Source organism: Aneurinibacillus sp. Ricciae_BoGa-3 (genome assembly GCF_028421645.1).
Lineage (GTDB): Bacteria > Bacillota > Bacilli > Aneurinibacillales > Aneurinibacillaceae > Aneurinibacillus_B.
On the sequence record NZ_CP116887.1, the window covers coordinates 3,031,114 to 3,043,663 of the forward strand.

Here is a 12,550-nt window from a genome sequence, read left to right on the forward strand (position 1 = left end):
AGAGGCATAGCCCTTAAATAAGCGAGACTGCGTGCCGGATTAAGCTTACTGCAACCTGCCCAAGCGGGGCGAATCGCTCATCCTGCGTCTGGCCTTTTTTCCATCGATAGTAAATTTGCTGGCAGATTACAGCCAGTTTAAAATAAGCAAAAATTTGGTAATACCTAATTTCTGACAAATCGCGCCCGCTTTTTTCCGCATAACGCTCGATGAACTCGCCCTTTGTTATGAAACCAGGGTACTCTGTTACGGATTTAAAACCATTTCGCAGCGCGGGCGGGTCTTCCTTGCCAGACCAGTAGCTTAAGGCTACTCCAACGTCAAGCAGCGGGTCCCCGATGGTTGACATTTCCCAATCGAAAACGCCGGCTACTTTTACCGGGTCTTCTTCGGCAAGCATCATGTTATTAAGTTTAAAATCATTGTGGACAATCGTTGTGCCCTGCGATTGTGGCAATCTTTGCATTAACCATTTTTGCAGGGTCTCAACCTGCGGTACATCCTCTGTTTTCGCCTTTTCATACCGTTGTATCCAGCCCTGAACCTGCCTTTGCATAAAACCATCCGGCCGCCCTATATCTTCAAGGCCGGCTTCTTTATAATTGATGGCATGCAAATCGACCAGCGTATCGACTACCGCATAGGAAATGTCCCGCAGCGTATCCACCAAGTTGTCAAAACCTGGGGGGAAACTGCTGTCGAGCACGATCCCTTTCCTCCGCTCCATAATGTAAAAGGGTGCGCCAATTATCGAGGCATCGTCAGTAAAGATATACGGCCGCGGTGCAAGCGGAAATACAGGGTGGATTTTCTGTAAAATGCGGCATTCCCGCTCCATATCATGAGCTTTAGGGGCAACCGGCCCGAACGGCGGGCGGCGCAGCACTCCTTCCCAGTTGCCGCATCGCAAGAGATAAGTCAAATTTGATTTTCCCGCGGAAAATTGTTCGATTTCCAGCTGGCCATTCCCGGCCTCCGGTATATGCTGCTTGACAAAAAACTCTACGCTTGTTGCATCCAGTTCTTCACCTGTTCGAACAGCGATGGTATCCTTCATAAAATCCTCCCCTAATTATAAGGCCTTTACATGGCGTTTGTTCCGCCATCTACCACCAGCACATGGCCGACTACGAAATTTGAAGCAGGAGAAGCAAGGAAAAGCGCTGCCCCTTTCAATTCGGAATCGGAACCGTATCGGCCGATTGGGATTTGGTCCAGGATATGATTTTGGCCCATTGCCAGTACGCCCTTGGTCATCTTTGTCGGGAAAAACCCCGGAGCAATGGCGTTTACATGGATATTGTGTTTCGCCCACTTTACCGCGAGATCTTTGGTAAGGGCGATTACCGCGCCTTTGCTGGCATGATAGCCCACCGCATCCATCACACGTTCATCCACACCGCCAAGTCCGGCTACTGAAGCGATATTGATAATTTTACCCCCGCCCTGTTCTTTCATAATGCGCCCGACCGCCTGGCACATCAGAAAGGTCCCTGTGGCGTTAACATTCATTACCATGTTCCATTTATCAAGCGGCATTTCAAAGGAAGGCGTTCCCCAAGAAGTACCGCTGTTGTTAAACAGAATGTCAATTCGGCCGAATTCATTCATGGTGGTGTCCACTACCCGCTGTATATCATCCGGGTTGGATACATCCAGTGATAGCGCCATCGTTCGCACACCGTTTTCTTTCAACCGTTCACTAACTTCCACACAAGCGTCAATTTTTCTTGAACAAACCACAACGTTTGCGCCCGCTTCTGATAAGGCGGAGGCGATTTGCTCACCAAGCCCTCTGCCCCCTCCTGTAACGATGGCTGTTTTCCCTTTTAAATCAAATAGCTGGTTTATATGCATCATACCTGGCTCTCCCCAATCTTTTGATATTCTGCTTTTTTCCAACAGGCCATTTGCTTGCGCATTCATAACCTGCCGTTAAGGCGTCTTCTTTAACTTCTGTATTTCTTGGTCACGAAGCGTGCGCTTTAGCAATTTACCGACAGCCGACTTAGGCAGTTCATCCCGAAACTCAATCTGTTTTGGTACCTTATACGGTGCCAGCTGGGCCTTGCAGTAGGCAATAATTTCTTCTGCCGTTATCTCACCACCTTCGCGCCTCCGTAAAAAGGCTTTTACGGTTTCGCCGCGGTATTCATCCGGCACGCCAAGAACCATAGCTTCCTGTATATCTGGATGCTGGTACAGCACCTCTTCTATCTCCCGCGGATATACGTTGTAACCGCTTGCGATAATCATATCCTTTTTGCGGTCTACAATATAAAAGTAACCATCTGCTTCCATTCGGGCGATATCTCCCGTGAAAAGCCACCCGTCCTTTAAAACGGCGGCCGTCTCCTCAGGCAATCCCCAGTAGCCCTTCATCACCTGCGGGCCTTTTATGATCAGTTCGCCTGCTTCTCCTATCGGGGCCTCTTCAAAACCCTTATCCGTTACCCATACAACCTTTGCATCGGTGGATGGCAGAGGAATCCCAATACTGCCTGGTCTGCGCTCGTGGAAAGGCGGATTCATATGGGTAACGGGGGACGCTTCTGACAGCCCGTATCCTTCATAGAGGTGGGCTCTGTTTCCTGTCCGTTTTTCAAACATATGCAGAGCTTCCACCGGCATAGCAGCACCGCCGCTGTTAAAATACTTAACGTTCTCAAGTCCAAAATCCTCCAGATCCGGCTGGCTGTTCATGGCAATAAACATGGTTGGAACAGCAGAGAACATATGCGGCTGCTCGCTCTTAATGGTCTCCAGCGCTTCCCGGGCGTCAAAACGGGGGAGGATAATTTGTTGATTGCCTGCGTAAATGCACAGCAGTGTTAAACACGTAAGACCATAAATATGAAACATAGGCAGCACGTTAATCGCTTTTGCATGCTCGGGAAAATCCCCCCGACTAAATATAAAGTCGTAATTCTGCTTAAGATTTGCCATGATATTTCGGTGGGTCAGCATTACCCCTTTGGAAACACCTGTTGTCCCACCTGTATACTGGAGAACAGCGACATCCTCATGCGGCTCAATGGGTACCTGAGGAGCAGGTGCTGTATGCGCTCGCATAAATTCTTCGAAATCTATATCTCCATCCTGCAGCGGGATTCCCTGTCCGGTTAATTGGACAACGATGACTTTCTCAAGCGGGGTCTTAGGCTGAACTTGTTTGACCCGCCCGTACATCATGTCAAGCACAACCATATACCGGGCACCGGAATCCGTTAAGATATGTTCGATTTCCCGCTCCACATACATCGGATTTACTTGCGTCACAATGCCCCCCAGCCGCAATGCAGCAAAGAATGAAAAGATGTAGTGGGGAGAATTGGGCAGCATAAGTGCGACTCTGTCACCCTTCTGGAAACCTGCTGCATGCAGCGAAGCTGCCAGAAGCTCGGCAGCCCCCGCCAGTTCCCTATAGGACCAGCTTTTCCAGTAGAAGGTTAACGCTTTTTTATCGCCATATTTGCCAACTGCTTGTTCGAGCATCTCGGGAAGCGATGCGTCGTCTACATCTGTAAACTCACCAATATTGTCTGGATACAGGGATAACCATGGTTTCACTGGCCTCATACGGTATCTCCTTTGCATTATAATTGGTTGATACGATACTTTATTTAAAAGTGACAAACTCGTCACATTCATTATATTATAACTTTTCTGAAATTGGAATGTGCATGGGTGCTTTTCCCGTGTTCGGTGAAATGAAGGTTAGCAGCCATAGTTGAGTGGTAACACACAGGAAAGGAGGCTGGTATAAAAATGTCACAGGAAGAAAGCAACAACATGAATCACGAAAAAGAGAATAAAACGAAGGGGCGCGGCATGCAGCCAAATCGTGAAGGAAGTGGGAACACTCAGCAGCCGCGTATCAACCAGGTTCCTTTCTATGGAGAAGATGAAACCGATTTTGAGAAGAATAAGCATCTGATGGTTGTGCGGCAGGAAGCTATAGAAGCTAGGCAGTCGAAGGAGGATAAGAATAAGTAAAAAAAACCAGGATGGGCAAACAGGCGCCTTTCCCGGTTTTTCGTGTAAGGTCTACTCCGTTTGAAACCGGTCTACTAGCCGCCTTAATTCCCCGTGCTTCGCCCAATAAGCTTCAGGCTCGAATGAAACGCTTCTGACACGCACAATCACGATATCGTTTCTATATGGCCGGAGGGAAATTTCCTCCCCATCTTTAAGATAAATTTCCGCTGCCACGGGGCCGCCAGAAACCGCATGAACAGGCAGTTTCTCAACAAGCTTACACTGGTTTAACCACAGCACCAGCTGGCCCGCCTGCGTTTCTGCAGCCTGTTCCCCGAATATCACTGCCCGCATTACGTTTTCGGGCAGGATATGCATCCCCGGCAAATCACGATGATAGAATTTTAGCAGCTTCTTTATATAACGGCGAAAAAAAAGAAGTATTATGATAAAAAGTATAATGGCAAAGCCAAACCACCACTGTTTATGTATAAAAAACTGCAACAGGTTCACTCCTTGCAAGATGGCTTTCCTACTGATTATATACTATTTCCTCATAATATATTGACGTACTTTATTTTTCATGGCATATTTCTAATAGGATTGTGAAACAAATTTCATATTGAATCCTTCGGGGCAGGGTGAAATTCCCTACCGGCGGTGATGGATCATTGGATCCTCAGTCCGTGACCCGCGAGCAAAAGCAAGCGGTGGACCTGGTGCAAGTCCGGGACCGACAGTATAGTCTGGATGGGAGAAGGGAGAATGTAAGTGATGCAAGGCAACGTCAGAAAGACAGCCTTTATTTCGCTGCTGTCTACAATTGGTTTTTTACTCATGTTTGTTGAATTTCCGCTGCCCATGATTCCGCCTTTTCTGCAAATTGGTGTCAGTGAAATTCCGGCTCTTATTGGAGCCATTATGTTCGGACCGGCTGCAGGCGTAGCCGTAGAACTCATTAAGAATCTGTTGCATTTCCTCATTACGAATCGCGGCGGCATGGGTGTGGGCGAGCTGTCCAACTTGATTGCCGGGAGCACTTTTGTGATTTGCTCCGCTTACTTTATCCGCAAATCTGCAGGTAAAAAAGCCGGTTATTGGGTCGGGCTTACGTTCGGCACCATTGCGATGGCTGTTGTGATGATGGTTGCCAACTATTACATCTTTATTCCGGCTTTCGCCTATGTAATGGGACAATCTGTCGGAGATATTATAAGCTGGTCTCACACAGCAAATGCAAGCATCAACAGTCTTTGGACGCTTGTACTATATGCGGTTTTGCCGTTTAATATTATTAAGGGAATTGTGGAGGCGTTCATAGCTTATCCCATTTATAATCGGCTTAAGCCGACTGTTCAATCTTAGATTTTCAGGTTTATGTCAATTCCAGCCACAGCCCTGTTTTATGAGCTGGAATTCATTTTTAAAAACAACACGGCTGCTATCCTCGGATGGCAGCCTTTATTTGGGTGTTTAACTGCGGGCGAAAGGTGGTAATAAGAACCATCGTCTTCGGTCTTACATCCTGATTCACTTCCACAGACCCCCATAAAACGAACGGCTTGTACGAATCCATGTAATAAATACGTGCTGGAGGTGACTTATTACATTGAACAACACGATGTTAAATGAAGATGCAAAGAAGGTAGAAATTGTAGTAAGCAATGCTGATGAGATGGTGAATACCATGAAAAATATTGGCAGACATTATCCGCAGGCTATTTTTAACAAGCTTGAGTACCTCGGCTTACAAAACGGCCAGTTATCCGTTAAATTATGCTATGTGACGAATTAAACAGGGCACACGCCCTGTTTTTTTGTGTCAATGTTTTAGATGCCTGTGAATAATAGCCAAAATGGATTTGCGTGTCAAAATTCCTGTAAAAACTCCCTCTTCGTTAACGACGCAAAGAAAAGGATGGTTGATGGAGAGCTCTAGGGCTTTAAAAAAGATGCCATTCTCCATAATGCGGGCGACCTTCGTATCCATCACTTCTTCCACTTTGTGTGCGGATAAATTATCGTATTCTATTTTCTCGAGGCCAAGGATGCTGTCCAGAATCAGTGTCGTGCTCACTAGTCCCTTAAGTTTGTAATCCCGGTCCAAAACGGGAATCGCTGAGTAGCCAGATTTAATAAGGACAAGCAGAGCATGCTCCAGCGTGTTGCCCTCCTGCACGATCGCGACTTTTTGGGATGGGATGATTAACTCACTAATTTCATGATCCAGAATCTCTTCCTTCTCCAGTTTCGTCATAATCGATCACTTTCCCCTTCATGAAAAGATTCATATTTCTTCTGTTCCGCTAGTTCAAAGAATGAGGTACAAGACTGACAACGTACAGCCAGATACGGCACTTGCGACAGGCAGTACGGGCATTCTTTGTCAGCAGGTTCCTTTATCCCTTCTTTTAATGCTCTCAGTTTTATTATACGCGAGTACGTTCGAACGACAACAAATAGTGTAATCGCAATAATTAGAAAATGCAACACGTTGTTGAGAAACAACCCGTAATTAATCGTGGGGGCGCCAGCACTTTGTGCTGCGGCAAGCGAAGGGTAAGCATGCCTGGAAAGGTTAATATACAGGCTGGAAAAATCAGCCCCGTTTAACAACTTTCCTATCGGGGGCATGATAATGTCTTTAACAAGCGAATTAACAATCGCATTAAATGCCGTACCCATTGCAACCCCGACTGCAAGCTCAATAATATTGCCTTTGCTAATAAATTTTTTAAAATCACTTACAACTCTCATATGGCCCTTGGCCACCTCCCTTAGGGTCCCATTATCTTTTATCTATTCTTACCCCCCCGGACACTTCCTGAATGCATAAAAGGAAGCCGGGGGTAGCGGCTTCCTCTGTGTAAAACTGTATTATGAAATATGGGTATCCGTGCGCGGACTTAAAACTTCGCGAGGTTTGCTTCCCTCATAAGGGCCAACGATGCCTCTTGCTTCCATCATATCGATCAGCCGGGCGGCTCGCGTGTAACCTACCCGCAGCCTCCGCTGAACAAGGGAAACAGAAGCAGTCTGTGCCTCACGAACGAGCTGCACAGCCTGGTCATACAATTCGTCGTCCGGGTGATCCGGTTCGGCTGCAGCCTCTTCGTCCGGTATCATTTCCGGATGATATCGCGCTTCGAGCTGGCTTTTTACATAGGAAACGATGTTTTCTACTTCCTGATCACTAATGAACGCACCCTGCACGCGCGTTGGTTTGGAAGCGCCAACTGGAAGGTATAACATATCGCCCCGGCCTAATAATTTTTCAGCGCCGCCCATATCCAGAATGGTGCGCGAATCTGCCATAGAAGAAACGCCAAACGCTATTCGTGAAGGGATATTGGCCTTAATGACGCCGGTAATGACGTCTACCGACGGCCTCTGCGTGGCAATAATTAAATGGATGCCGGCCGCACGGGCCATCTGGGCCAGGCGGCAAATCGCATCTTCCACATCACCCGGGGCTACCATCATGAGATCGGCAAGCTCGTCCACAATGACTACAATCAAAGGCAGAGCAGGCTGCCCCTGCAAGGCCATGATATGGTTATAGCGTTCCAGGTCTCTTGTTCCCGATTTGGCAAACAATTCGTAGCGACGCTCCATCTCCTGCAGCACTTTTTTCAAAGCGATAGAAGCCCGGCGAGGATCAGTCACCACTGGCGATAACAAGTGTGGAATACCATTGTACACATTCAACTCTACCATTTTGGGGTCAATCATCATTAATTTAACTTCACTTGGCTTCGCCTTGAACAAAATGCTCATGATGATGCCGTTTATACAAACAGATTTTCCGCTTCCGGTCGCACCTGCAACCAGAAGGTGAGGCATTTTAGCCAGGTTGCCGATAATGGGCTGGCCGGAGATGTCACGGCCCAGCGCAATGCTCAGGCGGTTATCGTCGTGCTGATATTCTTCGCTCTCCAATACCTCACGAAGCGTTACCAGGGAAATTTCATCGTTTGGCACCTCAATCCCTATGGCGGATTTACCGGGAATTGGAGCTTCAATCCTGATACCGCGTGCTGCCAGTGCCAGCGCTATATCATCTGTCAAATTGACAATTTTGCTTACCTTAACTCCTACGGCCGGTTGCACTTCATAACGGGTTACAGTTGGACCGCGCTGTACGCGAAGCACCCGGGCCTGTACACCGAAACTTTCCAGCGTTGCCTCTAGTTTATGCGCGTTATTTTGTGCGCTTCTGTTCGAGGCATTTTGTTTATTCATTTTTGGACGGTCCAGAAGCGCTAATCTCGGCAGCAAATAATTGGACTCTTCCTGTTCCTCAAATTGCAGTGATACTTCCGGAACCGGTGCTGGCGGTTCCTTCAATTCCGTATGCTTGCGTTCCTGCAGCGTGACCTTAATGCGCGGGCCATCGCTTGTCATTTGCATGGGCAACGGTTCCTCCGTATGTTCCTCTATCGCCGGATCATTATCTGTAAAGTCATCAATAATAAGTTCTGTGCCATGGCCTGCCTCATCATGCGGGTGATACATGTCTTGTTGGCTTGCCTGTATCTTTTCTTCGCTATGTATAGGTTTCTCAACTTTCTCTCTTTTGCCGTTTTTCGCGAAACGTTTCAGAAATCCGGCCTTTTCACTGTTTGTATCATTTGCAGAGTCTAGCGCAGCCGATGGAGCATCTGATTCGGTATCCGCTTCTGCTTCCTGTTGACTCTGTTCTTCACGCGCCCGCAGCCGTTCTTCCCGTTTCTCGCTCAGAAGGGCGAGTGCGTCCTGGGACATTCCCGCTATTCCAGCACCGATTTTGGACAGGCCGACCCGCATCGAAGAGAGCATGCGTACATAAGAAAGTTGGAAGGCCAGCATAATGCCTATGAGCACCATGAAAATCACTATTAGCATAGCTCCAGCGTTTCCGGCAAGATACGAAAAGAAACCGTACCCGATTGCCCCGATCATCCCTCCGCCCACGTCTGTCGTGGAAGGCTTGCCGGCATTGATCTGCATTTTCTCTTTTAAAAGCAAATCCCAGGAAACAGATACAACCGAACGGGCAGCGAACTTTCCATTGACTGTAAGCTGTTCAAACAAAAGGCGATGGTCCCATACAAGTATGGAGAACAACAATAGACCAAGACCAACCCACCTGGCGGACAGCAGAGCAGGCCACTTACGCTGTACCATAACATAAAGGCCAATTGCCACGCCAAAAAGCGGAATCAGAAAATCCCATGATCCTGCAGCAATGCGAAACACCCAGGAAAAGTAACGGCCGAACCACGTTGCATTTGAAAAAGTCAGCAGGACGAGCAGCGAGATCGCGATCATAACAAGCCCGTATAGCTCATAACGCAGCGTATCCCGCAAGTTTGTATTTGGTTTCCCTTTTTGTTTTCCCTTTTTAACTTTTCTAACATTTGCCACCGATAATCACCACCGGGCATCATTATAACACAGAACATACGAGCGGTCATGGAATGGATTGTGTATTCATAAGTACTCTACAAAATAAAGCATGACTCATCCTCGTAATGCAAACAATAAACCTATCGGGAATTTTTAGTGAGAGGAGGTTCTTTTCAATGAACAGATTTGCTTTCAGCATCGGAGTGGAGGTTCTTATTTTCGTAATTGGCACGGCGCTCTTGGTCGGATTTATGATATGGGCATGGAAAACAAGGAAAGCAAGAAGAGCAAAGGAAAGGTAAAGCATGTGCGGAAGCCTCAAGGTATCACCGGCTCTGTTCGTATGCATCAATGATGTTCCGGAGGTGCTGGATTTTGATTCGATCGCTTCCGCTGCCCTTTACAATCCTTGCAATAGACGCGGTGTATATTTCATCCCGCTCTTCTCCTGCCTGAAATTGGCTAAGATATTCATAAAAATATTTCCGGCTTCCAAATTCGGCGGCTATCTTCTTATACCGGGCTTCCATACCTGTAAACAACGACCAGCCGTCCCCGGTTTTTCGTTTAAGAACAGCGGAAATAGGATAAGACTCGTATTGACCATTGTGGTAAATCTCGATGCTTTCGTCGCTGTCCAGTTGAATTTGTTCATCCTTAGTTTGCAGGTAAGCCGTCTCTCCTTCCACCCAGATGGTGCCAGTGGCGTATCCATAATATAGATTTGCCCTGTTGCGAAGTTCGCTAAGCATCCACGCATCCCTCATTTACTGCTTTTATCAAAATCATACCGATATTATTAGGTTTTAATCAATGAATTATTGCCGACAAATTCCTGCACCACTCAACAATCCCAGTAAAAATCTCCATTTTTGCCGAAATTCAATGGGTGCAGAGGAAGCATGATACAAGCCTATTTAGGGATTACTACATATGTAGCAAAGGATTCTTCTCAGGAGCTGATACACATGAAGAACAATTTATTCTTCTATTTATTCTCAATCGCTGCGTCAACTGTTTTAGCTTTAACGGCTTGTTCCAGCTATAGCAATCATGCAGGCAGGATCGATACACGGCAGACACAGATACAGAACGCGAACAATACGAATGTACACACAGAAGCCCGTTTTCGAGGAGGTTCCATTGCCAGGCCCGGAAGCCCGTCCGGAGCGATCGGCGGCACCTATCATTCAGGTTACCGCACACCCTCTCCCAACGTTACAAATCCACCCGCCGGTGCGCCTTATCGGGCGCCTGCAGCAGGCGGTATAGGTGGAGGATTATGGTCTCACCTTGGAACGTTTGGCGCAGGTATGCTGCTTGGAAGTATTTTACACCCTTTTGGCGGGGGGTACGGGGGGTATGGCTATGGCGGTGGTTTTTCTCTTTTCGGCACGATCTTTTGGATTGTTATCCTGTTTCTTGGATACAAGGCCCTTCGGCGCCTGTTTTCCCGCAATCGGATATAGCTGTCGCATAGGCTGTTAACAAAATGTTAGCGGCTTTTCTTCTATATATAGATTTGCGGCTGGGATATGGCTAACACCTATAGACCACGGCTATCCTGCATGATTAACTTCTTTATTCAATAAATCCGTTGCTTGAATTTCACTAAATCCTTTGACTAACGCAACTTCGCTTACTAGTATTTTCTTGGCGATATCCAACATTCTTCTTTCGCTTGTATTCAGCACTTTTATTTTGCTTCTGCCCAACAAATCACGAACGACTTCAGCACCATCCTGTATATCGCCGGTTTTCATTTTATCCATATTTATTCGATTTCTCTGGTTCCAAGGAAGCGCTGAATCTGAATCTTCGCGGTGAAAGATAAGCATTGCCTTATTCAGTGTTTCCATATCTACCGTAAGCCGAATGCCTAAGTCATCTTCTTTACCCATCGGAACCATGATATGCATGTCACCAATCGGCATCTTTATCACATAATAATCCTGTTTTTCCCCCAGGATTTCTTTTTCTTCTATCGCTTCGATTATCCCAGCACCATGCATTGGATATAAAATACGGTCACCAATTTGAAACAATATATCCACCTCCAATAATCCAACCTATTCATTATATCACATGTTAATAAATTTAACAAAAATTAATATATTAACATAACGGTTTCTATAATTCAATAATTAAATTTACCTGTTTATCAACCTTATATAAAACAAGCAATATCATATTCCCGTACCATCAGAAAAAGCCGTTCACAGAGGAACGGCTGTTATCTATACCGTTTTACAATTGTTTTCAATATCCGCCATCCAATTTAGGCCTAAAATAAATTTTCTGTCCTGGCGCGTATGTAGGATTTAAATAATCCTGAGGGTTGGGGCTTATCAGACGTACGATTTTCGCTTCGTTGATACCAACAGGCTGAACCACCATGGTGAGTCCATTAATCTGTACTTCCTGGCAGTCATACGAATGGGAATCTTCATTCTGGAAGATGAGCTCCAGCGGCATGGCAGAGTAAATAATCATTGAATCACCTGCTGAGCTTCCGGCCGCTTCTCTTCGATGCGCCTGTTCAATTCACGGATAGCATCACCTAATCCACCCACCGCATCGATGAGGCCATATTCCACGGCTTTTTCACCGGTCACATTGGTCCCCACGTCGCGGGTTAACTCCCCAACTTTAAGCATTAGCTTACGAAAGTCTGGTTCGCTTATTTTAGAGTGACTTGTAACAAATCTGACCACCCGATCTTGCATTTTTTCCAGGTACTCGAAGCTTTCTGCTACGCCAATAACCAGCCCCGTTAACCTGACGGGATGAATCGTCATGGTTGCGGTTTCTGTAATGAAAGTATAATCCGCTGAAACAGCAATCGGAACACCAATAGAATGCCCGCCGCCCAGAACGAGGGCTACGGTCGGTTTAGACACAGAGGCTATCATCTCGGCGATGGCGAGCCCCGCTTCTACATCCCCGCCTACTGTATTTAAAATAATGAGCACACCTTCAATGGCAGAATTTTGTTCTGCCGCTACTAGCTGGGGAATAATGTGTTCGTATTTTGTGGTTTTATTCTGCGGCGGCAGCTGCAGGTGGCCCTCAATTTGCCCAATGATGGGCAGGCAGTATACATTGTTTCCCTCAGGCATGCCCGGCACATTTGGTTGGCCAAACTGCTGAATCGCTTCTGTTACCGGATTGCGCGGCATGACCG

General features: G+C 46.8%; 16 protein-coding genes and 1 riboswitch. Of the genes, 5 read left to right on the forward strand and 11 right to left on the reverse strand.

All coding sequences use genetic code 11. The annotated features are described in order from the left end of the window. Positions 1–13 precede the first annotated feature (13 nt). The 3 genes from PP175_RS15310 to PP175_RS15320 all read right to left on the reverse strand — a co-directional run bounded on the left by PP175_RS15310 (position 14) and on the right by PP175_RS15320 (position 3,579). The gene (locus PP175_RS15310; RefSeq protein WP_272439197.1) at positions 14–1,057 is read right to left on the reverse strand and encodes a phosphotransferase family protein; all 1,044 of its coding nucleotides are present in this window, start codon (positions 1,055–1,057) and stop codon (positions 14–16) included. Positions 1,058–1,083: 26 nt separating this feature from the next. Continuing rightward, positions 1,084–1,857 carry an SDR family oxidoreductase gene (locus tag PP175_RS15315; RefSeq protein ID WP_272443285.1) on the reverse strand — a complete coding sequence of 258 codons (774 nt, stop codon included), beginning with the start codon at positions 1,855–1,857 and terminating at the stop codon, positions 1,084–1,086. 78 nt (positions 1,858–1,935) lie between these two features. After that, complete coding sequence (locus tag PP175_RS15320) at positions 1,936–3,579, reverse strand: long-chain-fatty-acid--CoA ligase (RefSeq protein WP_272439198.1); 1,644 nt, start codon at positions 3,577–3,579, stop codon at positions 1,936–1,938. A 189-nt stretch (positions 3,580–3,768) separates the two neighbouring features. On the opposite strand from PP175_RS15320, the gene PP175_RS15325 reads away from it, so the two are divergent. Beyond that, a complete protein-coding gene (locus PP175_RS15325; protein WP_272439199.1) occupies positions 3,769–3,996 on the forward strand; it encodes a hypothetical protein in 228 nt (75 codons plus the stop codon). Between the two features lie 51 nt (positions 3,997–4,047). Here the strand turns inward: PP175_RS15325 and PP175_RS15330 are convergent, their stop codons facing one another. Then, positions 4,048–4,482 carry a hypothetical protein gene (locus tag PP175_RS15330; protein WP_272439200.1) on the reverse strand — a complete coding sequence of 145 codons (435 nt, stop codon included), beginning with the start codon at positions 4,480–4,482 and terminating at the stop codon, positions 4,048–4,050. A 119-nt stretch (positions 4,483–4,601) separates the two neighbouring features. Continuing rightward, a riboswitch (FMN riboswitch) is annotated at positions 4,602–4,744 on the forward strand. Between the two features lie 8 nt (positions 4,745–4,752). On the opposite strand from PP175_RS15330, the gene PP175_RS15335 reads away from it, so the two are divergent. Together PP175_RS15335 and PP175_RS15340 are read left to right on the forward strand one after the other, a co-directional pair. Continuing rightward, the gene (locus PP175_RS15335; RefSeq protein ID WP_272443286.1) at positions 4,753–5,343 is read left to right on the forward strand and encodes an ECF transporter S component; all 591 of its coding nucleotides are present in this window, start codon (positions 4,753–4,755) and stop codon (positions 5,341–5,343) included. A gap of 244 nt (positions 5,344–5,587) precedes the next feature. Beyond that, positions 5,588–5,773, forward strand: coding sequence for a hypothetical protein (locus PP175_RS15340; RefSeq protein WP_272439201.1), 186 nt, complete (start codon positions 5,588–5,590; stop codon positions 5,771–5,773). Between the two features lie 27 nt (positions 5,774–5,800). Here PP175_RS15340 and cbpB read toward each other — a convergent pair whose 3' ends face one another. From cbpB to PP175_RS15355, 3 genes are all read right to left on the reverse strand, one after another. Beyond that, complete coding sequence (gene cbpB, locus PP175_RS15345) at positions 5,801–6,235, reverse strand: cyclic-di-AMP-binding protein CbpB (RefSeq protein ID WP_272439202.1); 435 nt, start codon at positions 6,233–6,235, stop codon at positions 5,801–5,803. Further along, on the reverse strand, positions 6,232–6,735 hold the full coding sequence (mscL, locus tag PP175_RS15350; RefSeq protein ID WP_272439203.1) for a large conductance mechanosensitive channel protein MscL: 504 nt from the start codon (positions 6,733–6,735) through the stop codon (positions 6,232–6,234). The genes cbpB and mscL overlap by 4 nt, the downstream gene beginning before the upstream one ends. 120 nt (positions 6,736–6,855) lie before the next feature. Continuing rightward, positions 6,856–9,384: an FtsK/SpoIIIE family DNA translocase gene (locus tag PP175_RS15355; RefSeq protein ID WP_442870383.1), complete on the reverse strand. Its 2,529-nt coding sequence runs from the start codon at positions 9,382–9,384 to the stop codon at positions 6,856–6,858. A gap of 158 nt (positions 9,385–9,542) precedes the next feature. Here PP175_RS15355 and PP175_RS15360 point away from each other — a divergent pair, with 158 nt between their 5' ends. Continuing rightward, positions 9,543–9,668 (forward strand): hypothetical protein, encoded by a 126-nt coding sequence (locus PP175_RS15360; protein WP_272439204.1) that lies wholly within the window; start codon positions 9,543–9,545, stop codon positions 9,666–9,668. Positions 9,669–9,692: 24 nt separating this feature from the next. Here the strand turns inward: PP175_RS15360 and PP175_RS15365 are convergent, their stop codons facing one another. After that, positions 9,693–10,118, reverse strand: coding sequence for a hypothetical protein (locus tag PP175_RS15365; RefSeq protein WP_272439205.1), 426 nt, complete (start codon positions 10,116–10,118; stop codon positions 9,693–9,695). Between the two features lie 216 nt (positions 10,119–10,334). Between PP175_RS15365 and PP175_RS15370 the strand changes: the two genes are divergently transcribed. Then, entirely contained in the window at positions 10,335–10,835 is a 501-nt protein-coding gene (locus tag PP175_RS15370) for a hypothetical protein (protein ID WP_272439206.1), read from the forward strand. A gap of 90 nt (positions 10,836–10,925) precedes the next feature. On the opposite strand, the gene PP175_RS15375 is transcribed toward PP175_RS15370, so the two are convergent. From PP175_RS15375 to PP175_RS15385, 3 genes are all read right to left on the reverse strand, one after another. After that, positions 10,926–11,426 (reverse strand): CarD family transcriptional regulator, encoded by a 501-nt coding sequence (locus PP175_RS15375; protein WP_272439207.1) that lies wholly within the window; start codon positions 11,424–11,426, stop codon positions 10,926–10,928. A 199-nt stretch (positions 11,427–11,625) separates the two neighbouring features. After that, a complete protein-coding gene (locus PP175_RS15380) occupies positions 11,626–11,859 on the reverse strand; it encodes a YlzJ-like family protein (RefSeq protein ID WP_272439208.1) in 234 nt (77 codons plus the stop codon). After that, positions 11,856–12,545 (reverse strand): ClpP family protease, encoded by a 690-nt coding sequence (locus PP175_RS15385; RefSeq protein ID WP_272443288.1) that lies wholly within the window; start codon positions 12,543–12,545, stop codon positions 11,856–11,858. Before PP175_RS15385 ends, PP175_RS15380 begins: the two co-directional genes overlap by 4 nt. Positions 12,546–12,550: the final 5 nt, after the last annotated feature.

What these genes read in the sequence shown, in the direction of transcription:
- PP175_RS15310 (WP_272439197.1), bottom strand. Translation starts at nt 1,057, where the DNA reads ATGAAGGATACCATCGCTGTTCGAACAGGTGAAGAACTGGATGCAACA.
- PP175_RS15385 (WP_272443288.1), bottom strand. Translation starts at nt 12,545, where the DNA reads ATGCCGCGCAATCCGGTAACAGAAGCGATTCAGCAGTTTGGCCAACCA.
- PP175_RS15380 (WP_272439208.1), bottom strand. Translation starts at nt 11,859, where the DNA reads ATGATTATTTACTCTGCCATGCCGCTGGAGCTCATCTTCCAGAATGAA.
- PP175_RS15365 (WP_272439205.1), bottom strand. Translation starts at nt 10,118, where the DNA reads ATGCTTAGCGAACTTCGCAACAGGGCAAATCTATATTATGGATACGCC.
- PP175_RS15315 (WP_272443285.1), bottom strand. Translation starts at nt 1,857, where the DNA reads ATGCATATAAACCAGCTATTTGATTTAAAAGGGAAAACAGCCATCGTT.
- cbpB (WP_272439202.1), bottom strand. Translation starts at nt 6,235, where the DNA reads ATGACGAAACTGGAGAAGGAAGAGATTCTGGATCATGAAATTAGTGAG.
- PP175_RS15370 (WP_272439206.1), top strand. Translation starts at nt 10,335, where the DNA reads ATGAAGAACAATTTATTCTTCTATTTATTCTCAATCGCTGCGTCAACT.
- PP175_RS15335 (WP_272443286.1), top strand. Translation starts at nt 4,753, where the DNA reads ATGCAAGGCAACGTCAGAAAGACAGCCTTTATTTCGCTGCTGTCTACA.
- PP175_RS15325 (WP_272439199.1), top strand. Translation starts at nt 3,769, where the DNA reads ATGTCACAGGAAGAAAGCAACAACATGAATCACGAAAAAGAGAATAAA.
- PP175_RS15320 (WP_272439198.1), bottom strand. Translation starts at nt 3,579, where the DNA reads ATGAGGCCAGTGAAACCATGGTTATCCCTGTATCCAGACAATATTGGT.
- mscL (WP_272439203.1), bottom strand. Translation starts at nt 6,735, where the DNA reads ATGAGAGTTGTAAGTGATTTTAAAAAATTTATTAGCAAAGGCAATATT.
- PP175_RS15360 (WP_272439204.1), top strand. Translation starts at nt 9,543, where the DNA reads ATGAACAGATTTGCTTTCAGCATCGGAGTGGAGGTTCTTATTTTCGTA.